The following is a 24,197-nucleotide window of genomic DNA, read 5'->3' as shown; positions in this document are numbered from 1 at the left end:
GCCTCGAATATGAGTGTTCTTCTTAAGCCATTGCCCTAGTAGATCCGCGACATCCACTTGACAGGAACCCCACCCTTTTTGTCGAATAGAAACAATAACAGTCGAAAAATGATGGTACTATAGGAAGTTGGTACTATTCGCTCGGCGTTCTCTACGGCAATATGAAGATGCGGTGATAAACCCGTCGGAAGGGGTTGTGGCTTTGAGCTTACGCAAAGTGAAAATATATGGCACAGGAAAATATTTGCCGGGACAGCCGATTTCAGACACGGACATGGACAAACGTCTCGGAACGGCGCCAGGCTGGACGCTGCGGATGACGGGTGTCCGTTACCGCCATTTCGCGGGTCCGCAGGATACCGCTTCCGAGATGGGAGCGAAGGCGGCATTCGATGCTTTGAAAGCCGCGAATTTGCAATTGTCGGACGTGGACTGCATTATCAGCGCAAACGGCACGAAAGAACAGGCGCTGCCCTGCTCTGCAGTCTTCATTCAACGGGCGATGGGCATGATGCATTCGGGAGTTGCGGCGTTCGACATCGACGCGACTTGTTTAAGTTTCTTGGCCGCACTCGATACGATGTCCTGCATGATCGCCGCCGGCCGCTATCGTTACGTGCTCATCGTCTCGTCCGAGATCGCCAGCGTTGGCCTGAATTGGCAGCACAAAGAAAGTGCGGCGTTGTTCGGCGACGGCGCGGCTGCTGTCGTTATCGGCCCTTCTCCAGACGGGGAATCGTCCGGCATTATTGGCGCTTCGTTGCGCACCTTCTCCGCCGGAGCGGCTTATTCCGAGATAAGAGCTGGTGGCACGAAACGACATCCGAACGGCTATCATCCCGCTGAACCGGACGATTATTTATTTGAAATGGACGGTCCAGCCATTTTTAAAATGGCTTCTCGCCTCCTCCCTGCATTCGCGGACGATTTGCTGGAAGCGACCGGGACGAAAATGGCAGACTTCAAGGCGGTTATTCCCCATCAAGGAAGCGCGATGGCCGTTCGCCTGTTGCGCAAGAAACTCGGCATCACAGAGCGGCAGCTTGTCTATATTACGCCCGACCACGGCAACACGATTGCTGCCTCCATTCCGATGGGGCTTCACGAAGCTGCTCGAACAGGGCAACTCGTACGGGGAGATCGAGCGCTTCTGATCGGCACGGCTGCGGGCCTTACGCTTGGAGGACTCGTCTTTGAATACTAACGCCGGCAGAAGGTCGCTGCGCATCCTGCTCACCGGAGGAAGATCGCCTGCGGCGCTGGAGCTGGCACGCCTATTTCATGCGGCCGGCCATCGCGTATTCGCCGCCGAGTCCGCGCCCTATCATCTATGCCGCGTATCCCGATGCGTTGAGCAAAGCTTTGTCGTGCCCGCCCCAACCGGCGATCCAGCAGGTTTCGCCCGGGAACTGCGCGCGATCGCGGTGAATAACAGGATCGACTTACTGATCCCGGTTTGCGAGGAAATTTTCCATATCGCGAGGGAGCTTCGGCAGTTTGATGGCGTTTGCCGCGTGTTCGCCCCTCCACTCGAAGCGTTGGAGCGTGTGCACCATAAAGGAAGCTTTATTCGATTCGCTGAAAGCATAGGCTTGCATGTGCCCGCCACCGTAACGTTCGAGTCCCCGGACGACTGGCTGCCATTGGTCGACGATCCCCGATTCAGCGATGGCATCGTGCTGAAACCGGCTTATTCTCGGTTCGCTTCCCGCACGCTATTTCTCGAACCGGATCGCGGCGACAGCCGAAGTTTCGCTATAAAGCGGCAGCGGCAAAAGATCGTCCGCTTGCTAGCTAACGCAAACGTAACGAGTGAACATCCTTGGGTGGCACAGGCACTGCTTCGCGGCGAAGAATGGTGCACCTATAGTGTCGCTCATCGCGGGGAGATGACCGCGTATGCTGCTTATCGCAGTACGTTTCGCGCGGGACGCGGCGCCAGCATCCATTACGAAGCGCGCACGCAACCAAATGTGCGGGAATGGGTTCGACATTTTGTCAAAGAAAGCCGGTTTACCGGCCAGATCGCGTTCGATTTTATCATAGCGGCGGACGGTACCGTTGCACCGCTGGAATGCAATCCTCGGACGACAAGCGGCGTTCATCTCTTCGGTTCGGACGACCGTTTGGCGGAAGCGATGCTGGAGCCAAGCGAACTGCTTACAGAAGGGCAAGTCGCCATCCCGTCGGCTCAGGCCGGACAAGGCGCGATGTTGTCCGCCGCCATGCTGTCGTTCGGCCTCGTTCAGGCCGTCAAACAACGCAATCTTCGCGAATGGCTGCGCGCATATCGGAGCAGCCGGGACGTCGTCTTCCGCCGGGATGATCCAAAGCCGTTCACGGAGCAGTTCCGACTGCTCGCCTGGACGCGGCGCATAGCGCGTGAACAAGGCATTACTTTACAGCAAGCTTCGACATCCGATATAGAATGGAATGGAGAACGATGACAAAAGCGCTCATTACAGGTGCGACGGGGTTTCTCGGACGGGAGACAGCCATCCGTCTGAGAGATATGGGCTGGAAAGTGACGGGTGTCGGCAGAGACGAACAAATCGGACGGCAGTTGGCCGGGCAAGGCATCCCCTTCTTTCAGGCGGATTTGCGAGACGCTGAGGAAATCGATGCAGCTTGCGCAGGGCAAGATTTTGTCATCCATTGTGCGGCTTTATCTTCGCCTTGGGGACGATATCGAGATTTCTACGACACGAATGTGACTGGAACTGCCAATATCGTCGCCGGCTGCCTACGCCATGGCGTAGGCCGTCTCGTCCATGTTTCGACTTCATCCGTCTATTTCGATTTTACCGACCGGTTCCATCTTACTGAGCAGACGGCGCTTCCGCATAAACCGGCGAACGCCTATGCCGCGACCAAACGAATCGCAGAAAGTGTCGTATTGGATGCCGCTGCCCAAGGATTGTCCGCTATCATCGTACGTCCGAGGGGGATTTTCGGTCCTGGAGACACTGCGTTGTTCCCCCGACTACTTCGCGCGAACGAATCCCGGGGCATTCCCCTCATTGGCGGAGGTGAAGCGCAGCTTGATCTGACTTACACGAGTAATGTGATCGATGGGCTTGTGTTGGCTTGCACCGCGCCGGAGCAGGCTGCCGGGCAAATTTACAATCTGACGAATGGCGAATCTGTCAAACTGATTGATTTGTTGCGGAGATTATTTGATTTGATGCAATTGCAGCTACGTACAAAACCGCTCGCCCGCCCTGTCGCGCTCGCAGCCGGCCAAAGCATGGAATGGCTCTACCGCGCACTTCCGTCGCTCGGCCAGGAGCCGCCATTCACAAGGTTTACGGTCGGCCAACTCGCCTATAGCCAGACGCTCGATATTTCCAAAGCCCGCGCAACGCTAGGTTACGATCCTACAATCAGCCTGGACGAAGGGCTGCGCCGATTCGCGGACTGGTGGAGGGTTCGACACGTATGACCGTACCGCAACCGATTGTTCCCGTAGAATTGCTTCTAATGTCCGCCGGTTATTGCGTGCACCCTGAATTCGTTACGCTTCGCGGCGGCTCGCTGCGCACTGCAGCTTATCCAGCCGGCTTCGCCTGCATCCGACATCCCGAGCACGGTTGGATCCTGTTCGACACCGGGTATTCTCCCCGGTTCCAGGAGCTGACGCAGTCGCTCCCTTATTCGCTCTACCGCAGGATAACCCCTGTCCGGCTCAACCAGGAGAGCACGGCTATCCATCAATTGGCCCGGCTCGGCATTTCCGCGAAGGAAGTACGTTACATCATCCTTTCCCACTTTCATGCCGATCATATCGGCGGCTTGCGGGATTTTCCCTCGGCCCGTTTCTTGTACCCGCAAGAAGCTTATGACGCCGTTCGCACGCTCGGACCTATCAAGGCGACTCGCGCAGGGTTCATTGCTGGCCTCCTGCCAGATAATTTCGCCGCTGTCGGACAATCGATCGAACGTGAGGCTGCAATAGTCAAACTGGACGACAGCATCCCCTTCCCCGAAGGCAGAGATTTGTTCGGAGACGGAAGCTTGATTGCGATCCCTTTACCCGGTCACGCCGCAGGTCAGATCGGCTTGTTGCTGAACACTGCCCCAGCACAAGTGCTTCTATGTGCTGACGCCGCTTGGTCAAGCCGGGCGTTGCGCGAGAACCGACCGCCCCATCCGCTCGCAGGGTTGGTGATGTACGACCGCCAGGCTTACCGCGACACGTTCGAACGACTGCGCAGCTGGCAGACCATACATCCGCAGCTGATCATCGTGCCGAGCCATTGCCGGACGTTCTACGACATTGACAGCAAGGAGATTCGCCGACTATGAGAAATGCTCTGGCTTTCATAAAGCACTATTGGTACGGGAGAAAACGCGGCGAATGGATGGATCCCGTCTCTTTCGAACGATGGCGCGAACGACGCGTCGTCCGGCACATTGCGTTCGTACGGAAGCATTCCGCCTTTTACCGGGAATGGTGGGGAACGACCCCGGATGCGCAGTGGCGGGACTTCCCTCTTATCGATAAAGCTATCATGATGCAGCATTTTGATCGCTTAAACACGGTGGGGATATCCGAGGCTCAGGCTTGGGCCGTTGCAAATGCGGCTGAAGCTTCAAGAAACTTTAAGCCCGCCATCGGTGAAGTGACGGTCGGCTTGTCATCCGGAACATCGGGCAATCGCGGACTATTTCTCGTCGGCAGCCGAGAACAAGCGGGATGGGCTGGTGCGATGCTCGGCAAAATGCTGCCCGGCTCGCTGCTCTCGCGAACATCGATCGCGTTCTTCCTAAGGGCAAACAGTAATTTGTACGAATCCGTACGCAGCAAGCGGCTTGCATTCGTGTTCTACGACTTGCTCGATCCGATGACGCTTCATCTTGAGACGCTAGGTCGTCAGCAGCCTGACCTCATCGTTGCCCCGCCTTCGGTTCTACGTTCGCTTGCAGAAGCTGTTCGCTCCGGCAAACTGAACGTTCAGCCTCGGCGAATCATTTCCGTAGCCGAAGTGCTGGACCCGCTTGATCGAGCACATATCGAACTTGCATTCGGACAGACTGTTCATCAAATCTATCAATGTACGGAAGGCTTTCTTGGCTGTACGTGTCCGAACGGCAAGCTTCACTTAAACGAAGACCTCGTCTATATCGAGAAAGAGTTCGTTCCCGGTTCAAGCCGAACTTTCGTTCCGATCGTGACCGATTTCTCCCGCACGACACAACCAATTGTTCGTTATCGACTGAATGATTTACTCACCGAAAGCGAAGAACCTTGCCCTTGCGGATCGCCCTACACGGCGATCGAACGTATAGAGGGGCGCTGCGACGACATTTTCTATGCGACGGCTATGGATAAGAGCAGCGAGCAAGTGATCTTATATCCGGACTTCGTGACTCGGGCAATCATCGGTGCCTCAGCTGAAATTCGCCAATACCGAGTCATTCAGACGGCGCTGGACAAATGGACGATCGAACTGGACATCGACGAAAGCCGCGGTACTCTAGTGAAGGAACAGGTTCGGCTTGCAATCGCTATGTTATGCGAACGGCTGCAGTGCCAGATGCCAGAGCTTGACTTCGTCTCTTATGTGCAGACGTGCGGCACGAGAAAACTCCGCCGCGTCGAAAGGAGTTACAAGCTATGAAGTCGCGCTTAGAACTGTTTGACGCCTCTAACATTCATACGTATGAGTGGCCCGATACCGAGTATGGGCAGTATGCCAAACGTTACTTGCTTCCGTTGCTGGAGCGCGGCTCCGAGCAATACGTACGAAATGTCCGTACGAGCCTCTATGTCCTGTCGGTGGACGGAATGCCGGTACCTATCACCGTTAATGACGCGGAATACGACAATGCCTATGTCGTCTCGCCATATACACACTATGTCAGTTATGCCAGGCAGGAACTTGAGCTACTCGGCAATCGGGCGCTTATTCAAGTGCTCGATGCGTTGTTGACGGCAATCGGAGCTTTGCTGAAGCGTTCGCGCTTCAATCGCATCGTTCACGTCAACAACTGGTTGATGTCGACGAACTTGTATCCTGCACTTAGATCCGAGCAATGGGAGGACGCGCTGGACAAGCTTCTCTCCGTGTTTCCCGGCCATGCCGTCGCCTTCCGTTCACTGAATTCTTCTTTGAACGCGCCCGAGCTTGAGCGACTGAGGTCGCGCAAGTGCCGCCTCGTCCCCAGCAGACAAATCTACTTGCTGCAAACCGACCTCCCCGACTTTGGCAACGCCAAATCGCGTTGGCTGCTGAAACGGGATCGTGCCTTGGCTGACGAACACGGCTACGAGCAAGTCAACGCCGACGGAATGACGGATTACGACATCCCCCGGATTGCCGAGCTGTATCGCATGTTGTATTTAGAGAAGTATTCTTTTCATAATCCACAATTCACTGAGCGGCTACTGACGGATGCCTTACATGAAGGCACGCTGGAACTGCACGGTTTCCGCCGCAACGGCAGGCTCGACGCCATTCTCGGCTTCTATGTGCGCGATGGCGTTATGACGACGCCTCTTTTCGGCTACGACACTTCTCTTCCGCAAAAGCTTGGTTTGTACAGAATGCTATCTGCGCTGTTGATCGAACTGGCGCGCAGTCGCGGCTTGTTACTTCACGAAAGCTCCGGCGCTGCTCAATTCAAAAGAAACAGAGGCGCAACAGCCGAAATCGAATATACGGCGGTGTACGACCGCCACTTGCCGCAGCGCCGCCGTCTGAGCTGGATGGCGCTAGAGTGGTTGCTCAACAGGATCGGCGTGCCGCTGCTTCGCAAATACAAACTATAAACATGAAGGAGAAATCGCCGATGGCATCCAAAACAAAGATCGCGCTGATCACAGGCGCCTCCAGCGGCTTCGGCCTGCTGATTGCAGTCGCATTGGCGAGTAAAGGATATCGAGTTGTCGCTACAATGCGCAATCCGGAGCAGCAATCGCAGTTGATGCAGGAATCCGAACGCGTCGGCGTCTGCAACAACATAGAAGTTGTGCAGCTCGACGTCACAGATGATTCATCGATTGCGGAAGCCGTAGCACACACGATCGATAAGTACGGTCGAATAGACGCGCTCGTGAATAACGCCGGTTTTGCCGTTGGTGGGGTAATTGAGGAAGTGCCCATGGAGGCATGGAGAGCGCAGTTGGAGACCAATTTCTTCGGCCTAGTCGCCGTAACCCGCGCGGTGTTGCCGCATATGCGCAGTCAGCGAGAAGGCGCTGTCATTCAAATTGGGAGCGTAAGCGGAAAAGTCGGTCTGCCGGGGTATGGCGCATATGCCTCATCCAAGTTCGCCATCGAAGGCTTTAGCGAAAGCTTGCGCCATGAGGTGGCGCCGTTCGGCATTCGAGTATATATCGTGGAGCCCGGCGCTTATCGCACGTCAATCTGGAGCAAAGGCTTCGCTAACATGCACACACAGCCTAATTCTCCATACGAACGCCAACTGAACGCCGTGCTCCATTTTTCCAGAAAAACAGCGGACACGGCGCCACCCCCGCAAGAAGTTGCCGACCTCGTCGCCCGCCTCGCTTCTCAGAAGAGCCAACGAAGGTTGCGCTATCCGGTAGGGCACGGCTCGCGTTTGCTCATTGTCGCCGGGAAGTTGCTTCCTTGGCTTTGGATCGAAGCCGCTGTCCGCAAGGTATTGAAACCGCCCACTATAAAATAAAGACTTTTACAAAATCGACTACTCTGCCGAAATCTGATCAAAATCATCATAATACGGATACACGTAAGGATCTTTCGGCGCCGGGATAATCTTGATTTTGTTCGCCTCCAACCGAATGATTTTATTCCCTCTATAGACGGTCGTCGACAACGTTCCCGTCATGCTAATCCAAGTATCCTTCTTTAAGGAAGCGCCTTTATCCCACCTTACGAGAAAACCGTACGGAGTGGCGTCTGCCGAACAGCATTGCATCGCCATTCGAGAAACGACGAACTCGTCTTGCTCCATGTCGTCTTCGCGGTAGACAAACCCGCTGATGACGATCTGTTTGCCTTTGAAGTTCGCCTGATACAAGTCCAGCATCGTCAGCATTTCGAGGTAACCTACCGTATGGACATGGATCGTGTCATAGGGATAAAGCCTTTTGCCGAGTTTGGCGTAATCCATGCCGTACTCATCCTCGGGAAACAGCTTGTCCAGTTCGTCTATCGGCTGTTCGGCCGACTGTTTGACCGGTTGTTCGGGCGTCGTTTCAGGTGTGTCAGACATTTCCGGTTGCACAGGTTGTTCAGACGGCTCGAATGATTCAGACGGCTCCGGTTTCACCGGCTGTCCAGTTGGCTGATCATCAACCGGCTCCGGCGTTCGAATGATCTGCCCTTGAGACGCTGCTGCCGCCTTCAGATTCATTCCTTTTACCGCGACGACTTCACTTCCCATCAAGCGGTCGGGCAGCACAAACCCTAACACTAAAGGAATCGCGAACAGTCCATATAGCCAAACATTCCCTGACACAGACGCCGGAGTTTCGTGACCGCATTCGCAATCCGGTTCGCTGGGACTGTCGTCCGAGCGCTGTATCGCAAGAAACGCGTAAAATCCGGCTAGTACGAACAACGCCAGCGCGCCGCATTTCACATAAGGCATCATTCGAGGAACAATGTATAAATACAGGTTGCCTGTTTTCACCAAATGAACGATGTACCACGATAAGGCGAACAGTATCCCCGCTCTGATCCAATAGTGCCTAGCCATTGTGCGATGCATATGTATACCTCCTCCCTTATTTTCTACCCCCATACGATACTACCGATAATCAACGAGCCGACAAGTACCGTCACTGCAATGCCGACAGCCAAATACAGGACGAATTTAGCTTTAAATACGGAGAGCAGCATTAATGTACTCTTGAAATCCAGCATCGGCCCGAAAACGAGAAAAGTCAGCAAAGAACTCATGGAAAACGTGCTAGTGAAGGTAGAGGCGACAAAGGCGTCGGAAGTCGAGCACAGCGACAGAATAAACGCGAATCCCATCATGAAAAGATGCGAAGAGATATCCCCTTGCCCGATCCCGGCGATCTCCGATCTGGGAACGAAAGCTTGAACGGCAGCGGTAATGAGCGAACCGATAACGACATATTTGCCCATATCGAAAAATTCCGCGCCAGCATGTTCGAGCATCTCCACGAATTTGCTGCGGCGACGACTATGCGAATGCTTGTGATGACCGTGCCGGTGCTCGTGCCGATGCCCATGATCCTCATCCATACTATCGTGCCTGGTCTGACGTATGGGGTTGTCTTTCACGAAGAAGTACACGCCAAGTCCGATCACGAAACCGACGGCAACGGCGAGTCCCATGCGGGAATACACCATCTCGGGTTTCGACCGGAATGCGGTGAATGTCGCGGAGAACACGATTGGATTCACGATCGGCCCGACCAGAATAAATACGACGCCAACGAACAAAGGCATCCCTTTGGCGACGAGTCGGCGTACGATCGGGATCATTCCGCACTCGCAAAGCGGGAATACGATCCCCAGCAAACAAGCAACCAGCACGCCGAGCACCGGATTTTTCGGAATCCATTGTCGAAACCATCTTTCCGGAATAAACACATGCATGAACGACGATACAATGATGCCCAGCAGCAGAAATGGCATCGCTTCAAGGAAGATGCTGATGAGCATCGTCTTAAACGTATGGATGTCATTCATCATTATGCGCTCGCGTTCGGCAGCTTGTCCTTAAACCGCGTCCAATCTTGCTTCATTTCGGATTCGGTCAACAGACAGTCGTCGAGAGAGGCAATCAGTTGGTCCCGGTTCATATCGATACCGATAAACACGACTTTGTTGATGCGATCTCCATATTCCGGCGACCACGTTTTGTTCAGATCGGGGTCTTCACGGAAATAAAAATCCCGTTCTTCCGGAGGCAGCGTCGCGATCCAGTAACCTGAAGGCCCGAACTGAACCGACGGCCCGGCCTGGCTGATGCTCTGGCCGATATCGTTGCGGCTGGCGACCCACATGATCCCTTTGGCGCGTACGATTTCCACAGGCCAACGCTTCATCCACGTCATTAATCTTTCAGGATGGAAAGGCTTGGCCCGCTCGTACACGAACGAGGAAATGCCGTATTCTTCCGTCTCCGGCGTATGAATCGGTTGCTGTATTTCTTTTAACCAACCAGCCGATTGACTTGCTTCGTCGAAATTAAACAATCCCGTATTTAGAATCTCCGCAGGATCGACTTGCCCCATGACGGTTCTGATCAGCTTGGCGCGAGGCTGCAATTTCCGCACAATTGCCTCTAGTTGGGCCAGATCGCCCGACTCGATCAAGTCGCATTTATTAAGCAGCAATACGTCGCAAAATTCAATTTGATCGATTAACAGGTCTACGACATCCCGCGTATCGCCATCGCCGATCGCCTGGGATCGTTCGAGCAGCGAATCTCCCGAAGAGAAATCGTGCCAGAAGCGGTAGGCATCGACGACCGTTACCATACAGTCGAGACGGCAAATTTTCGTCAAATCGATCCCGTGTTCCTCGTCGATGTACGTGAACGTTTGGGCGACGGGAATCGGCTCTCCGACGCCTGTCGATTCGATGAGAATGTAATCAAATCGCCCGTCCTGCGCCAATTTCTCCACTTCGCGCAGCAAATCTTCCCGAAGGGTGCAGCAGATGCAGCCGTTAGACATCTCCACCAGCTTCTCTTCCGTTCGGGACAACCCGCCCCCTTCCTTGATGAGTGCCGCGTCAATATTGACCTCGCTCAAATCGTTAACGATCACCGCCACTTTTAAGCCGTCGCGATTGTTCAGCACGTGGTTCAGTACGGTCGTTTTCCCTGCGCCCAAATAGCCGCTTAGTACGGTTACGGGTATTTTCTTCATGTTCATATCCATCTCCTTGTGTGTAATGATTACGATTAACGAAAATGAAAAAAACGGCCTTGCTGCGCCTTTCCACTAGCTCTTCATTCGTTCTTCGTCCGATATTCATTCAGCGCTTTCTTTAAAGCGTTCAAGTTCAACTTCATGATGGAAATGTAGTCACGGCTGTGTTCAACATCGTCTTTCGTTAACCCTTCAAGCGGATTCAGCACTTCTGTTTTTGCGCCGATCTCATCTGCAACGACTTTCGTCACTTTCGGGTCGACCAACGTCTCGAAAAAAATCGTTCCCACGTCGTGCGTTTTCGCGAACTCGACCACTTGCGCCATCTGTTCCGGCGAAGGCTCCTGTTCGGGAGACAACCCGGCAATCGGCACTTGCGTTAACCCGTATTGCTGCGCCAAGTAACCGAATGCCGCATGTTGGGTTATGAACTCCTTATGTTTCGTAACTTTCAGCCCGTCCTTAAAAGCCTGATCAAGCTCCTTCAACTTGGCGATATACGCTTCAGCATTTTTCTTGTAATCGTCTTTGTGCTCGGGGTCGGCTTGCTCCAGCGCAGCCTGAATTGCGGACACTTCCTGTTGAGCCAGCACGGGACTGAGCCACACATGAGGATCAAGACCGTGTCCCTCTTCCTCGTGTTCCGCCTCATTGTCATCTTTGGCAACATGTTCCTCGTGTTCAGTTCCTGCAATGAAAGCTATTCCTTTGCTTGCTTCGACGCTGATGCGTTTATCATTCGGAGCGCTTGCGAGCGCATTGGCCGCCCAGCCCTCTACGATGCCGTTATACACGAACACGTCGGCTTCCTTCAGCAGCACCATGTCCTTGGCGCTCGGCTCCCAATCGTGCGGTTCTGCGCCTGGCGGGATTAGGGCGACGACGTTCGCATGATCGCCGGCGATCTGTTTGCTGAATTCATACATCGGGTAGAATGTCGTCACGATCTGGAGTTTGTCCTCCGCCGAATTTTGCGAACCGTTTCCGCAACCGGATATGACCAAAGACAGACTCGCTGCGACAACGGACGACACTTTTAACCAACTTTTCATTCTTTTCATTTTACTTAAACCCTCCATACTCCATCGTTTGATGCTGAACTCGATTTCTCCGAACCCAACTGCGACTTATACCTTTGATCGATAAGCCAACAACAAGAAACAATAGCAACATGAACGCAATCGTCCCTCCGGGCGGTGTGCTTAACTCGTAGGAAGCCGTAAGTCCCGTGAACACCCCGGCTAAGCCGATACCCATCGCAATAAATGTGACCGAAGCAAAGTTCGGAGCAATCCTGATCGCCAGCGAAGCGGGCAATACGATTAATGCGGACACGAGCAGCACGCCGACGATCGGCATCGCGGCGGCCGCAATCATCCCAGTCATGACGCTGAAGCCCAAAGAAATCCAGGAGACGGGCAATCCGCTCGTTCTCGCCGTTTCTTCGTCAAATGCGATTAAATAAAGCGGTTTACGCAAGCCATAAAAAAAGACAAAGCCGATCAATGCAACGACAAGCATAAGGACCAATTCGGTGCGATTGACCGCAACAACCGAGCCGAACAAATACGAGGAGAAACTTTTGTTAACCGCTTTATTCATGCTCATTAAAATCACAGCCGACGACAACCCGCCGATCATCATGATCGCTACGGATATTTCGCTGTACGTTTTGTACGCTCTTCGGACATATTCGACGATGATCGCCCCCGCGACAGCGACAATGAAGCCGGCGAACGTCGGATTGACATGTATATACATGCCTGCAGCTACGCCCGCCAACGACACATGCGAAAGCATATCCGCCATTAACGCTTGTCTTCTGAGCAGCAGATAGACCCCCAGAGTGGACGCAACCAACGCGATAATGCCTCCGGCGCAAAATGCCCGCTGCATGAAGTCGTAGTGCAGCATGACCACTCTCCTCCTTTCTCTCCAGACATGATTAGATTTTATGTGTAATCATTACGATTAATGACGAAAGAAAAAGTTTAACCCGTCAAGGTTAAACGTAATGATTACACTTAAGGAGAATATCAAACTTATATTCTCTCGTCAATGCAATTATGAACCGAACATCCGAAGACGACAATAAGAGCAATGAATCGCCGCCGGGCGTCACTTGCCGACTTCAAGGGACTTGGCATAAGCATAATGTTCATCCTCATAACTCATATGGACTGTGATATGGTAAGTTCCCGCTTGCGGAAAAGCATAGCTTGCAACGTACGTCTCCCCTTCCGGCGTCGCGTCGATCAACTGCGGCAAAGTATCGTTCGAATTGATTTGCAGTTGCACTTCGGCCTCTTGCTTGGCGTACTGGGAATTGTTCACGTGTACCGTTAGCTTCGCATTTTTACCGACGAGCGGCGAAGCCGGATCGCTGGACAGGTCCACTTCCTCGAACTTGAGCTTTTGCGGCTTGCCCCCTGACGCGCAGCCAGACATCAATCCAATCGTAAGCGCCAATGCGATCAGCAGCAGTGCACACTTCTTTCTCATACGATCACGCCCTCTTCTCCAATCCGGATTTGAAGGTCACATGCGCATTGAAGGCGCCGTATAACCCGCCATAATCTTTGTAAGCTTCCGCCAATTCTCGAACGCTCCCTTCATGGCGAACGTCGCAGGCATCCATGAACAACGCTCGATGAGCGTACGCCTCCGCGATATTTAATTGATGCGTGGAAAACACGACGGTTTGACCTTCGTCAGCCGCCGAACGAATCAGCCTGCCGAACTCCTCCATCCAGTAAGGGTCCAGCCCGTTCGTCGGCTCGTCAAGCAGCAGAAGCGGCGGCTTGGACAGCATCGCTTGCGCGAATAACAGACGCTGCCGCATCCCTTTGGAGAATGTCGACACTTTACGTTTGTGCACATCCGCAAGGCCGACACGCTCAAGCAGTTCATATACTAGCGTAACCGAAACACCTCGTAATGAAGCGTAAAATCGCAGCGTTTCACCAGCCGTCAACGCCGAGCCAAACTGAAATTCATCAGGCATATAGCCCAAGGCCTCCGCATATTTCGTTCGATTCTCGGACCATGTCACTCCCCGGAGACGAACACTGCCGTGCGACGGCTTCGAGATGCCGGCTATCATGCGAATAAGCGTACTCTTCCCCGCCCCGTTGCCTCCGCACAGCGCGATAATCTCGCCGTTGCGGGCACGAAGCGAGCACGGTTCAAGCAGCGTCGCGCGTCCGATCTTTTTCCCCACTTGATCGACCTCGAGCAGCAGCGCGTCACTCACGTCCTCTCCCCCTTTCCCATAAGCGGATCGCGATTTCCACCGACAGAACAATCCATGCCAGGCAGACCAAGGCAAACCAATAACTGCCGGACGGGCGCTCGATCCATTCAACCCATTTGTAATAATCCGGTCCGAGCACCGAGCCCCCGCCCATTTTGACGATCAGGAACAAACGGTTGAGTTCAGCCGGATTGACGAATACGAGAGAAACGAGTGCGGGCTTGATCCATAAATACGGAAGAAAACCAAGAACCGACAAAAGCAACGTCGGCCAGCCCAGTACGAGAAAAAACCAGATGCCGACGCCGTAAGTGAGCGCCTGCCAGCGATTGCGACATAATGCTCCGAGAATGGCCGATAAGCCGAGGAACATGGCGATCAGCAGTGCGGATAATACGAAAAAGCGTCCGAATGCCTCCGAAGATAACGCTTGGCCGAATAGCGCTCCGATCACACCCGACAGCCCGAAACCAAACGAGACGATAAGAACGAGAACGAAAGCGAGCCCAACGTATTTTCCCCACATATAGGCTCTGGAGCTGAGAGGAAAAGAGGACAGCAAGCGCCATCCCCCTTCTTCCTTCTCCCCTGTGAACGAGAAAGAACCGAGGAGCACCGCCATGAGCGGCAGCAAATACAAGATCAAATTGATCATCGATCCCGTCGAACTCGTGTAGCCTCCCATGTCTGCCCGGGATTGAACGAGCAACAACGCCAGACTAAATACAGCGAATAGCGTCATAAACGCATATGCCCATGGATTCCGGAAGCCAAGCTTAAGCTCTCTTCGCGCGATAGTCAGCACATGTCTCAACAGAACTCACTCCGCTTTCGCATCGGACGACGCGCCCATGTCCATCGTATCGCCTTTGTCTTTGCCCGTGCCACCGGTCATTTCGTCCGCATGTTCTTGCATCATTTGTTTCATCATTTCTTCGTTTGGCTCCCACTTGTGCTCATCAAGCTTGTTTGCATCCCAAACTTCGCCTTTGCCCTCTTGAGCAACGAACGCTTCGGCAGCCTTCTTATCTTTGAAGGAGATGACGTTGTACGCCATTGGCGTGCGAATAGTTTTGTCGTACACATAGACGGCATCCTTCAACTTGATCCATTCTTTCGTGTTGTAATCGCGGACGAACTGTTCGCCGATTTCCTTCGTGCCGTTCTCCGCTTTCCAGACGAACAAATCTCCCAAATCGTCGAATTTGAGCGCCTTCTGACTTTTGAGAATGATCTCGACAGCAAATGGATTGTCCGCGACCGCCATCTTGCAAACTGGGCATTTATCGACAGACTCGTCAATAGGCGAAGGTTTGTACTCCGTCTTTCCGCAAGCGGCCATCATAAGAGCGATCGTTAAAGTTAGCAAAAGTGTCCCTATTTTTTTCATGTGTTTTTGTACCCCCATAAATAAATAATTGAAATACTTGCAAGGAATAATACAGCCGCATACGGTACGCTTGCCGTTCGGTCGGCCGCCGACCCGGCAATGCCAGCAGACGGCGACATAAGCGGCCGGGAATCTTTCAGCCAATTGTCCGTATTATCGCGAAACAATTGGGTCAGAAATGGAAGCCCTGGAGCTTGAAAAAACAGCTGGTATGCATCGACCTGATCCGTAATTTTTAGAAAAAACGGATCGATCTCGTAAGGCAAATCGCTATGTCCGTCCCCGTCAACATCCAGCCCCCGATAATCGTCCCAGTAATTTCCATCCAACGCGTTATTGCGACTCTCCGTCGCCTGAGCCTGTATGACGTTCGAGACGAAGACGTTCTCCGTGAATGTATTTCCTTCGGAGCGGATCATCTGTATGCCAATGAAATTGCTTAAGGCTTCATTGCGAGAAAAAATGTTATCCGACGACTTCTCGATATAAAGACCGACACGATTGCCTTCCACTCGGTTGTCTTCGACCGTTGAACGGTGGACGTCAAATAACAGAATACCTTGCGAGTTAACGCTTTCTGTCTGTTTCTCGAACCGATTGCCGTGAACAACCGCATCTTCGACGCCCATTACCATGCCCCCGGTAACGTTGCCGGACCCGACATTGTCCGATAGCTCCGGCTTTCCGGAAAACATAATGTGGAAACCGTAACGAGAATCGAAAGCTTTATTTCCAATCACTCGCGTCTCGTTGCTGCTTTCAACGTATACCCCGTCGTGAACGTGAACGAACTCGTTATCTTGAATCAAGTTGCCTGTCGAAGCGAGCAGATCAATCCCGTTGCCCCTTTTCGAATACGGCTCTGCTTGGTACCCAGCCTTCGCGCCGACAATTCGATTGTGTACGATGACATTGCCGTTCGCCTCTCGAAGATAAATGCCGCCGGCTTGCGAGACGATTGCCAAGCCGTCGATTCTGTTATTGTTAGATCTAACGAGAATGACGCTTCGCTTCGGATCGCTCTGGCCGTCGTCGACGCGAAACCCTTGTAACGTGACTCCGTTCGCCCGCAACGTCAACGCCGGAGCGTCCGAACGATTGCGAACCGTCACATCGCCGTTTCCGACGATTGAAACAGGTTTATTTACCGTTGCAGGACCGGCATATGTTCGTCCTGACTGCAGGGCAATCTCGTCGCCGGGCTGCGCCGCATCGATAAGCGCTTGCAGCGAGACCGGCGTGGATTCGGCGTGCGCATCACCGGCGGCACCGGCTCCGTACAAAAGGAGAACTACCCCCAGCGTTCCTAGACGCAACGCAATGTGCAACTTAACTCACCCTCTTGCGGATATTCGTCATTTTTTAATCTTTCGATGTGCCTTAGTGCTTCATTCATTCTACAAGGACGTACCTCTGCTCAATATGGCTCGATAGAGCTATTTCTCCGGAGAACAAATATTGAATTATGATCGTTATTCGACAAAGTGTAATCGAGAGTGCAGCCGATAAAAATAAAGAGCCGTCTTGATGACGAGAGTATTCACTCATCATCAAGACGGCTCTTTACTTGCATGCCCGCCTGTAAACAGACGGATGCAAAGCTTCATCATATAGCCTTGCGCCCCGGAGCACCATTAATTCACGTATACCCGATCTACTCGGCTTCCAATGCCGGTTAGCCATTCGTTCGGAATCGTATGGCAGCGTACCGCAACCTCCTCAGCAGTAATTCGACAATCGCCGTCCTGTCCAATCAGCGTCACGATATCGCCTTCTTCAACATGTTCCACATGCGTAACGTCAATCATCATCTGATCCATGCATATATTCCCTGCGATAGCCACGCGCTGTCCTTTTACGAGAACATGACCTCCCTGCTCGAATAAACATCTCGGAATACCGTCCGCATACCCGATCGACACTGTCGCAATGATACTATCTTGTGTCGTCCTGTAGAGGCGTCCATATCCAATGCTCGAACCCGCAGGAACACGCTTGACCATGATTACTCTTGCTCGTAAGGAAAGCACCGGCAACAAGCTAACCGAAGACTCGTCATTGTCTTTTACAACATCTATTGCCCCGTATAGAGCAATTCCCGGTCGCGCCATATCGCAACGCAGATGTGGATAATGCAGAATCCCATAGCTGCTTTGTAGATGCAGTCTGCCCGTATCGAACCCATTTGACTGAATGACATGCACGAGACGATAAAAACGATTAATTTGTTCATTTGTAAAAGCAATATCCTCTTTAAGATCGCTGTCCGGAACAGAAAAATGACTGTAGGTACCCGTGACGATTAGATGGGGTTGACGGTAAATGCTTAGAATACGCTCCACTTGGTCTACGTTCTCCCCAAGCCTTCCCATACCTGTATCGATCTTCACGTGAACCTTTATCTTTTTGCCGTACTGGTTTAATGTCATGGCATAATCTGCGTTTAAGACGGTTTGTGTTAGGTCATATCGGCACAAATCTGCAAATTGCCATGGCGAAGTGAATCCGAGAATGAGGATTTCTCCTTGAATTCCCGCTTTGCGCAAGGCGATCCCTTCGCTAACTTCGGCTACCGCGTAGGAGTTAATACCGATGGATTGCAGCTTTTGTGCTATAGGTACGCTGCCATGCCCGTATGCGTTCGCCTTCACTACCGCCATGATACGACAATCTTTAGGCAATCGACGCTTTAGCTCTTCTACATTGTGCTTCAAATGAGAGAGGTTAATTTCTGCCCATGCTCGGTAACGATCTGTTCGATTCGATTGCTTCTTAGATTTCCTTGGCCGCGGCAGTTCAAGCAAGGCTTTCAATGGCGCTCACTGCCTTTGTCATGATATACGGTGATGATGCATCCGTCATGATTATTTCCGGATATGGTGAACGGTGTTCCATTTGGTATCGTTATGCAAGTAAAATCATGAGTTATGGGGACATAATAGATTTCTATCCGTTCTTGATGGATAGGGTATCGCTTTACATGATCGATGTATTCCTCTAAGCACCATTCGCGCTCTTCCATGATGACCGAATGCGGATAACCCACATAGCGAAAATGCCATGGTTCTGCTGCAATGTTCGTAATCTCTTTCTTGCTTTCCTTATATCTTTGGATAAATCCGTATTGGGCTGCAATCTGCTTGAAACCCTTGCACGCGCCCGTGTCTGGAAATAATGGACAAATATAATCTACCACTTCCGTTCTTTGTCCAACATCCACAGCCAGTCCGGTCTGATGCTCGCTTTCTCCTGGTCGGGCCACATAACTAGATGTAAATACATCTCCATGGTCTCTAAGAGAAGCTTCATACAGTTCCGTCTGCTCGTCCTTTGAACGATACCCGCTCACAACCAGGATGTCCTGATTCCCGTTACAATCCTCAAGCAGCGCGGTTAACTGTTCTAAACATGTCCTTTCCAGCTTCATTGATTCCTTTCCTGTATCTAAAACTTGCAGATTCTCGATGCGCTTAAGCGTAAGCGAATCATCTATCTTTCTTAACGGATGATCCCGATTCACGAGTAGAAGATGTCCACGATGGATATCAGATGGCGTCAAGGTGATAACATGCTCCATATTAGTTTCCCTCCGCAACCGCGAGCTGTATTAATCGATCAAGAATTTGCGGATAGGTAAAACCGCTCGTCTGAAGCATCTTGGGATATCTTGAATTGGCCGTGAACCCTGGGATCGTATTGACCTCGTTGAATACGATGCTGCCATCCGGAGTGACAAACATGTCCACTCTGGCAAAGCCTTTACAGCCAAGCGTCTTATAAATCAGCTTTGCCGTCTCCTTAATACGACCTGCGGTATGAGCATCGACTCTAGCAGGCAGATGGATCTTCGAGGATTGCAAGGAGTATTTCTCCGTAAAGTCGAAGAAATCCCCGGTTATTTCAATTTCGTCAACGACACCGATTATCGGATAGTGGTGCCCTAGCACAGCGCACCCTACCTCAAATCCTATAATTTCTTCTTCAATGACGACTTTATGATCGTGCTCATAAGCAAGTTCAATGCCCTGCAACAATTGCGAGATATTATGCGCCTTTGTGATGCCAACGGAAGAACCGGATTTTGCCGGTTTCACATATACTGGATATCCCAAATCTTGAAGATCGCGAAGTCTGTTTTCCTCGTGATCGCTTTTAAATAGAGTTACGGAACGGGGCGTGTTCACCCCGGAAGCATTCACCAAGGTATGTGCAATTTCTTTATCCATGCAAATAGCAGAAGACAGCATATCGCAGCCCACGCAAGGAATTCCCGCAAGCTCAAGTAATCCTTGCACGGTTCCATCTTCGCCATTCTTCCCATGCATAACAGGGAAAACCACATCTATGGGCGTGATGTGATACTCCGTGTTCACAAGCTCAATGAGTCCTGAAATGGATCGGCTTGGGGAGATGAAAGAAGGAACGCACCTGCTATGCGAGTGCCATTGATTATTACGAATGTCCGCTATAGGACCTCTATATCTCAACCATTCTCCCTCTCTCGTAATCCCCACCAGGACGAGTTCGTATTTTTCCGAATCCAATTGCTCGATCACGGATGCAGCTGATTGCAGAGATACTTCGTGCTCATTGGAGCATCCTCCAAACAATACGGCAATCGTTAACTTTTTCACCTGTAAACCTCCTATTTCTTCGTCATCTCGCTCTCCCTAGGCTCTACATGAATAAGATTAGAGAAAGTTTTTTAAGAAGAAATAGGGTATTTCTAATATTTTTCTTAAATTTAGACGGTTTGACACAACAAAACCCGCAATCACTTATGGATTGCGGGTTTGCGTTATTGTCTGGCGTCATCCCATCTAGACTGCTTCCGGGAATTCCTCTAACAGCTCTTTTGCTTGTTCCATATGCTTGGTATGCACCTTCAGCATGAATACCGTTCCATCTCTAGGGAGGATGTCAACAGACTGCACGATCCCTACGCCTACATCGCCAACAGCACTCGAGTCTGTTACCAATTTACATTTCACGTGATTCGACTTTAGATGCGCATAAGCCGTTTGCAGCAGCTCAGAGTTCGGACCTGTGGCCGTCTGCAACGTTTTCCAATTCTTTTTTCTCCTCACAACCAGCCCTACGCCAAGCACAACGACAACCAGCAGAATAATACCCATTTCCATTTCAAACACCACCTTAGGCAATGATTTGCATTCAGGGTTCGATGTCTCTCTACGGAATGTTACATCCTGGGTTACGAAACCGTGATCGGCAACCGTTCTTTGACCAGGCACTGAGTAAAAAATTTACACCTACTGTATGGGGTCGGGAATGATATTGGCTTCAAGCAACTCTTGATTGGTTTTCAAAGCCGCCATCTCTTTTCCCAGCTTTATCATTTCCTCCATATTAGGCGCCATGCCGCCAGTTTGATTCGGCTGAAATCTATCGTCTTGATTGAGTTTTTCCCACTCATCTTCCAGATAAGCGTTGACTTCATATAACTTGCTTTCCGCCGCTTCAACGACCTCGAGAGGAATCGAACCCTTATCTTCAAAAAACGCATCGGCAACCAAGACAGAGAAAGTGCTGTAGTCATGGTTTTCAACTGGAATCAGTAAACGGTATGACTTTTTTGTTGAAGTGTCGTCAAATCTGGCACGATACACAAAATGTCGGTCAAAGCTGATCTTACTGAACCCTTGATACATCATCACATCGTGAATCGCGCTTAAGGGTAACTTGATTACAGACGCCGTGTTACACTGAATCTTCATCTTATTACCTCCATTCGCATTCTTTAATGTGCCTGGTGACTACCAGTCTAAAGTAGATTGCTCATCGGCTCAACCCACATATATCCGTCTGAGCGGCCGTAATTCTGGATAAGAGGCGTTATTGTCTGAATATTTTGTCATTTGTTCAAAATTCCTTCCGTATACTGGTTAATTTACTTCTATTGAGATGATGTTACTTATTTAATTCATACAAGCGGCCGCTTGTCGTCGTGGGCTGAAGCCGGTGTAACCCGAATCTCCCCGGCAGAAAATCCGGCTCATACCGCTCCTGCAGCCTCATCGTGACGATACATCTTCCAGCCCATATATTTGCCGAGCGCCTCTTCCAAGGAATCGGCGACTGTAGACATACTGGATGCTACGTGATGCTCGAAGCCGCTTTCGCAAATATAGCGAAGCAGCTTCTGGAAACGCGGAACCTGTACGACACCGTATCCTCCGAACGTAAGTAACGGATCGCGCGTAAACAAGCCTTCTCCCGTGTAAGCCGCAATGCCGCCATTCAGATCGTCGGTCGTGATGCCGCAATACGTGAACGGACTCGCCTTGATGCGGCCCTGAATCGTTCCGAGCGTATTTTCCCGCCCGACGGTGCCAGACAAAATCTCGTGATAGTCCATGCGAATTTCTTCGAACACTTCCTTCGGCAAGTTACTGCAATGGAAGACGACGCCCTTGTCTGGATCATCGCCATAATTGTTGTTCCAATCCAGCAAGGCGCTAGGTCTGCCCGACGCTTGTTGGAGTGCATACATTCCGACTAGGCCGGTAATATCCACTTCGCATGCGCTTGGAATTAGGCTGCTGCTCATCATACTCATGATCGTGCAAGGGACAATCCCGAAATATTCTTCCATAGACGTCCAGCATTGAAGCGCGGTGCCGGACAAGTCGTTCTCCTTCATCCATTCTTCCACAACGACGCCTAGCGAAGCCATGCGAACCAAGTTGTCGTGAGGGAACCCTTTCACGTCTACGTAATTGGCGATTTCCTCCAGCTTGCGCTTGACGTCGGCATCGCTTTCCTTACGCTTCGACGCCCTTCCGAACACTTCGGACAAGTCCAGCGTTTCAATCGTAATGCCAGAGCGCTCCAGCAGTTTCTCGCTGTACCTTACTGTGTTGAAGGACGCCGGACGAGCTCCGATCGATCCGAGACGCGCTCGGCGCAGCGAACGGACGACTCGGCATGTGCCCGCGAAGCTCCGCAAATCTTGCCGGAAGCTCTCGCTATCAGGAGCTACCGTGTGCAGCGTAGTAAGCGAGAACGGAATCCCGTACTGCTTCAGGTTGTTGCACACGGACATTTTGCCGCAGAAACTGTCTCTTCTATGTTGGATGCTCATCGCTTTAATGTCATCATTAAACGCATGTACGAGAACCGGCACGTTCAGGTCGGCCATGCGGATCGTGTTCGCTACCGCTTTCTCGTCTCCGAAATTGGGCAGCGTCACCAGAATGCCGTCAATCCGATCACGATGAAGCTTGAATAAGTTCGCGCATTTCTTTGCATCGTCGAGCGTCATAATGCCGCCGTTCTTCGTCTCGCAGGCATCCAGGATGATTGCTTCAATACCTTCCTGTTCGAGAACTCGGAGAATTTCATTGCGGCCAGACTCGGCCAGATGCCCGGGGAAAAAACCGCGATTCCCTACAATTACGCCAAGTGTCGTTCTTTTGCTGTCTTGTTGTGCCATCGATTGCGCCCTCCTTAGGATGAATATCGAATGTTATTCCACTGCTATGCCCTTATCCGCAGGTCCAACCCAGATGCCGTACCGTTGTTCCCAGCACCAATCCGCAAGCGATCTTTCTATCGGGAGTCTTTCCCATCCGGACGCGATCCGGTTCTGCACCGTTCCCCACGGAGTGATCCCACTCGTTGCGTCCAGACGTTCCACGCTGCAGGCACCTACCGCTGCTGCTCCCGTCATCGTCGCCTCCGGTCCGAGCTGCCTCACAAAGCCGAACAGAAATCCGGCAATCGTGCTATCGCCGGCTCCTGTCGTACCCGCGACGTTCGTTCGAAAACAGGGCGACCATAACTCCCGGTTATTCCACTCCGTCAGTGAACGTCTGTCATCCGTTCGCATATACAATCCCGAAGAACCAAGCTTGAGCACGACCGCTCCGCATCCCATGCCAAGCAGCCGTTCGGCAAGTCCTCTGATGGTTTCTACGGGGAGAGCCATTTCAACCTCATCTGTCACAACCGCGAGTTCCTCGTAATATGCGCGGTCGACCATCATCAGCATTTCTTCCAAGCTCGGCATAAACAGATCGACGTAAGGAAGCGCTTTCGATAGAATACCGAGCCAATCCGCCGAATACGCCGCCGTCTCGCGCCCTGGCATCGCCATATCCAATGAAACTGACATCCCTCTGTCTTTTGCCGATTTGAGAATGCCCGCCAGCCGATCGCCACCGTCGGCATACATGCTTTTCATAAGTGGCGGGTATCCGAAATGAAAATGCTGCGTCCCCCGAAGCTCTTCCCATCTGATGTCCTCTTCAGTAAACGTATCGTTAGTCCCGGGACAATGGAGGAAAATGCGATCTACCCCCGGCGGATTAATGACGATCGTATAGGAACTTGTTTCTCCTTCAACCAGTGCAACATCGTCTCCGAGAACGGGATTAACTTCCTTTAACAGTCGAAGCGTCAATTCCCCGAAATAATCATCGCTCACTTTGCCAATAAGGCGTACGTCGGCACCCAACCGATGAAGGGCGATTCCGGTGTTCGACACCGCGCCGCCCGTGCTGAACGTCGCTTCCGCGACCTCGGACAAGCTGCCAGGCGTTAAACGGAAACCGTCTTCCGAACGCTCATGGCCGTCGATCCTCGGAATGATATCAACCGCGATATGACCGCATACCGCAATTTTTACCGCTTCAGTCTCCAACGCAGCTGTATTGCCATTATTCGTTGCCATTAATCCGCCTCCTTGGTTG

24 protein-coding genes are annotated in these 24,197 nt (G+C 51.9%); 7 read left to right on the top strand and 17 right to left on the bottom strand.

Features of this window, described 5'->3' with window-relative positions; all coding sequences use genetic code 11:
* Window positions 1–202: 202 nt before the first annotated feature.
* From ACFPOF_RS25605 to ACFPOF_RS25575, 7 genes are read left to right on the top strand one after another with little or no spacing between them, the layout of a single operon-like run.
* A complete protein-coding gene (locus tag ACFPOF_RS25605) occupies window positions 203–1,204 on the top strand; it encodes a beta-ketoacyl-ACP synthase III (protein ID WP_378138040.1) in 1,002 nt (333 codons plus the stop codon).
* Window positions 1,194–2,447, top strand: a complete 1,254-nt coding sequence (locus ACFPOF_RS25600) for an ATP-grasp domain-containing protein (protein ID WP_378138038.1) — start codon at window positions 1,194–1,196, stop codon at window positions 2,445–2,447. The genes ACFPOF_RS25605 and ACFPOF_RS25600 overlap by 11 nt, the downstream gene beginning before the upstream one ends.
* Window positions 2,444–3,442, top strand: a complete 999-nt coding sequence (locus ACFPOF_RS25595) for an NAD-dependent epimerase/dehydratase family protein (protein WP_378138036.1) — start codon at window positions 2,444–2,446, stop codon at window positions 3,440–3,442. The genes ACFPOF_RS25600 and ACFPOF_RS25595 overlap by 4 nt, the downstream gene beginning before the upstream one ends.
* On the top strand, window positions 3,439–4,305 hold the full coding sequence (locus ACFPOF_RS25590; protein WP_378138034.1) for an MBL fold metallo-hydrolase: 867 nt from the start codon (window positions 3,439–3,441) through the stop codon (window positions 4,303–4,305). The genes ACFPOF_RS25595 and ACFPOF_RS25590 overlap by 4 nt, the downstream gene beginning before the upstream one ends.
* A complete protein-coding gene (locus ACFPOF_RS25585) occupies window positions 4,302–5,621 on the top strand; it encodes a F390 synthetase-related protein (RefSeq protein WP_378138032.1) in 1,320 nt (439 codons plus the stop codon). The genes ACFPOF_RS25590 and ACFPOF_RS25585 overlap by 4 nt, the downstream gene beginning before the upstream one ends.
* Complete coding sequence (locus tag ACFPOF_RS25580) at window positions 5,618–6,772, top strand: GNAT family N-acetyltransferase (RefSeq protein ID WP_378138030.1); 1,155 nt, start codon at window positions 5,618–5,620, stop codon at window positions 6,770–6,772. The genes ACFPOF_RS25585 and ACFPOF_RS25580 overlap by 4 nt, the downstream gene beginning before the upstream one ends.
* Window positions 6,773–6,792: 20 nt before the next feature.
* Window positions 6,793–7,653, top strand: coding sequence for an SDR family oxidoreductase (locus ACFPOF_RS25575; protein ID WP_378138028.1), 861 nt, complete (start codon window positions 6,793–6,795; stop codon window positions 7,651–7,653).
* An 18-nt stretch (window positions 7,654–7,671) separates the two neighbouring features.
* On the opposite strand, the gene ACFPOF_RS25570 is transcribed toward ACFPOF_RS25575, so the two are convergent.
* The 17 genes from ACFPOF_RS25570 to ACFPOF_RS25490 all read right to left on the bottom strand — a co-directional run bounded on the left by ACFPOF_RS25570 (window position 7,672) and on the right by ACFPOF_RS25490 (window position 24,178).
* Window positions 7,672–8,700: a TIGR03943 family putative permease subunit gene (locus ACFPOF_RS25570; RefSeq protein WP_378138026.1), complete on the bottom strand. Its 1,029-nt coding sequence runs from the start codon at window positions 8,698–8,700 to the stop codon at window positions 7,672–7,674.
* 23 nt (window positions 8,701–8,723) lie between these two features.
* Window positions 8,724–9,656, bottom strand: a complete 933-nt coding sequence (locus ACFPOF_RS25565; protein WP_378138024.1) for a permease — start codon at window positions 9,654–9,656, stop codon at window positions 8,724–8,726.
* Window positions 9,656–10,846 (bottom strand): GTP-binding protein, encoded by a 1,191-nt coding sequence (locus tag ACFPOF_RS25560; protein ID WP_378138022.1) that lies wholly within the window; start codon window positions 10,844–10,846, stop codon window positions 9,656–9,658. The genes ACFPOF_RS25565 and ACFPOF_RS25560 overlap by 1 nt, the downstream gene beginning before the upstream one ends.
* A gap of 77 nt (window positions 10,847–10,923) precedes the next feature.
* Window positions 10,924–11,895: a metal ABC transporter substrate-binding protein gene (locus ACFPOF_RS25555; RefSeq protein WP_378138544.1), complete on the bottom strand. Its 972-nt coding sequence runs from the start codon at window positions 11,893–11,895 to the stop codon at window positions 10,924–10,926.
* Window positions 11,896–11,905: 10 nt separating this feature from the next.
* A complete protein-coding gene (locus ACFPOF_RS25550; RefSeq protein ID WP_378138020.1) occupies window positions 11,906–12,763 on the bottom strand; it encodes a metal ABC transporter permease in 858 nt (285 codons plus the stop codon).
* A 198-nt stretch (window positions 12,764–12,961) separates the two neighbouring features.
* On the bottom strand, window positions 12,962–13,345 hold the full coding sequence (locus tag ACFPOF_RS25545; RefSeq protein WP_378138018.1) for a hypothetical protein: 384 nt from the start codon (window positions 13,343–13,345) through the stop codon (window positions 12,962–12,964).
* Between the two features lie 4 nt (window positions 13,346–13,349).
* Entirely contained in the window at window positions 13,350–14,096 is a 747-nt protein-coding gene (locus ACFPOF_RS25540; RefSeq protein ID WP_378138016.1) for an ABC transporter ATP-binding protein, read from the bottom strand.
* On the bottom strand, window positions 14,089–14,910 hold the full coding sequence (locus ACFPOF_RS25535) for an ABC transporter permease (RefSeq protein ID WP_378138014.1): 822 nt from the start codon (window positions 14,908–14,910) through the stop codon (window positions 14,089–14,091). The genes ACFPOF_RS25540 and ACFPOF_RS25535 overlap by 8 nt, the downstream gene beginning before the upstream one ends.
* Before the next feature lie 6 nt (window positions 14,911–14,916).
* Window positions 14,917–15,486 carry a nitrous oxide reductase accessory protein NosL gene (locus ACFPOF_RS25530; protein WP_378138012.1) on the bottom strand — a complete coding sequence of 190 codons (570 nt, stop codon included), beginning with the start codon at window positions 15,484–15,486 and terminating at the stop codon, window positions 14,917–14,919.
* Entirely contained in the window at window positions 15,483–16,769 is a 1,287-nt protein-coding gene (locus tag ACFPOF_RS25525; protein WP_378138010.1) for a right-handed parallel beta-helix repeat-containing protein, read from the bottom strand. The genes ACFPOF_RS25530 and ACFPOF_RS25525 overlap by 4 nt, the downstream gene beginning before the upstream one ends.
* 351 nt (window positions 16,770–17,120) lie before the next feature.
* A complete protein-coding gene (gene vanT / locus ACFPOF_RS25520; protein WP_378138008.1) occupies window positions 17,121–18,299 on the bottom strand; it encodes a serine racemase VanT catalytic subunit in 1,179 nt (392 codons plus the stop codon).
* A complete protein-coding gene (locus ACFPOF_RS25515) occupies window positions 18,296–19,063 on the bottom strand; it encodes a D-alanyl-D-alanine carboxypeptidase family protein (protein WP_378138006.1) in 768 nt (255 codons plus the stop codon). The genes vanT and ACFPOF_RS25515 overlap by 4 nt, the downstream gene beginning before the upstream one ends.
* Window position 19,064: 1 nt before the next feature.
* Window positions 19,065–20,135 (bottom strand): D-alanine--D-serine ligase VanG, encoded by a 1,071-nt coding sequence (gene vanG, locus ACFPOF_RS25510; protein ID WP_378138543.1) that lies wholly within the window; start codon window positions 20,133–20,135, stop codon window positions 19,065–19,067.
* Window positions 20,136–20,306: 171 nt separating this feature from the next.
* On the bottom strand, window positions 20,307–20,627 hold the full coding sequence (locus tag ACFPOF_RS25505; protein WP_378138004.1) for a hypothetical protein: 321 nt from the start codon (window positions 20,625–20,627) through the stop codon (window positions 20,307–20,309).
* A gap of 129 nt (window positions 20,628–20,756) precedes the next feature.
* Complete coding sequence (locus ACFPOF_RS25500; RefSeq protein ID WP_378138002.1) at window positions 20,757–21,221, bottom strand: hypothetical protein; 465 nt, start codon at window positions 21,219–21,221, stop codon at window positions 20,757–20,759.
* 278 nt (window positions 21,222–21,499) lie between these two features.
* Entirely contained in the window at window positions 21,500–22,939 is a 1,440-nt protein-coding gene (locus ACFPOF_RS25495; RefSeq protein WP_378138000.1) for an L-fucose/L-arabinose isomerase family protein, read from the bottom strand.
* A 33-nt stretch (window positions 22,940–22,972) separates the two neighbouring features.
* Entirely contained in the window at window positions 22,973–24,178 is a 1,206-nt protein-coding gene (locus ACFPOF_RS25490) for a carbohydrate kinase family protein (protein ID WP_378137998.1), read from the bottom strand.
* Window positions 24,179–24,197 lie beyond the last annotated feature (19 nt).

This window comes from Cohnella soli (genome assembly GCF_042655525.1).
GTDB classification, from domain to species: Bacteria; Bacillota; Bacilli; order Paenibacillales; family Paenibacillaceae; genus Cohnella; species Cohnella soli.
Note: the sequence above shows the minus strand (reverse complement) of the source record. Positions and strands in the feature narration are given on the sequence as shown.

Bases quoted from the DNA above. Each gene is read 5' to 3' on its own strand.
- ACFPOF_RS25595 (WP_378138036.1), top strand. From the start codon at position 2,444: ATGACAAAAGCGCTCATTACAGGTGCGACGGGGTTTCTCGGACGGGAG.
- ACFPOF_RS25590 (WP_378138034.1), top strand. From the start codon at position 3,439: ATGACCGTACCGCAACCGATTGTTCCCGTAGAATTGCTTCTAATGTCC.
- ACFPOF_RS25585 (WP_378138032.1), top strand. From the start codon at position 4,302: ATGAGAAATGCTCTGGCTTTCATAAAGCACTATTGGTACGGGAGAAAA.
- ACFPOF_RS25580 (WP_378138030.1), top strand. From the start codon at position 5,618: ATGAAGTCGCGCTTAGAACTGTTTGACGCCTCTAACATTCATACGTAT.
- ACFPOF_RS25575 (WP_378138028.1), top strand. From the start codon at position 6,793: ATGGCATCCAAAACAAAGATCGCGCTGATCACAGGCGCCTCCAGCGGC.
- ACFPOF_RS25570 (WP_378138026.1), bottom strand. From the start codon at position 8,700: ATGCATCGCACAATGGCTAGGCACTATTGGATCAGAGCGGGGATACTG.
- ACFPOF_RS25565 (WP_378138024.1), bottom strand. From the start codon at position 9,656: ATGATGAATGACATCCATACGTTTAAGACGATGCTCATCAGCATCTTC.
- ACFPOF_RS25560 (WP_378138022.1), bottom strand. From the start codon at position 10,846: ATGAACATGAAGAAAATACCCGTAACCGTACTAAGCGGCTATTTGGGC.
- ACFPOF_RS25555 (WP_378138544.1), bottom strand. From the start codon at position 11,895: ATGAAAAGTTGGTTAAAAGTGTCGTCCGTTGTCGCAGCGAGTCTGTCT.
- ACFPOF_RS25545 (WP_378138018.1), bottom strand. From the start codon at position 13,345: ATGAGAAAGAAGTGTGCACTGCTGCTGATCGCATTGGCGCTTACGATT.
- ACFPOF_RS25530 (WP_378138012.1), bottom strand. From the start codon at position 15,486: ATGAAAAAAATAGGGACACTTTTGCTAACTTTAACGATCGCTCTTATG.
- ACFPOF_RS25515 (WP_378138006.1), bottom strand. From the start codon at position 19,063: ATGGAGCATGTTATCACCTTGACGCCATCTGATATCCATCGTGGACAT.
- ACFPOF_RS25505 (WP_378138004.1), bottom strand. From the start codon at position 20,627: ATGGAAATGGGTATTATTCTGCTGGTTGTCGTTGTGCTTGGCGTAGGG.
- ACFPOF_RS25500 (WP_378138002.1), bottom strand. From the start codon at position 21,221: ATGAAGATTCAGTGTAACACGGCGTCTGTAATCAAGTTACCCTTAAGC.
- ACFPOF_RS25495 (WP_378138000.1), bottom strand. From the start codon at position 22,939: ATGGCACAACAAGACAGCAAAAGAACGACACTTGGCGTAATTGTAGGG.
- ACFPOF_RS25490 (WP_378137998.1), bottom strand. From the start codon at position 24,178: ATGGCAACGAATAATGGCAATACAGCTGCGTTGGAGACTGAAGCGGTA.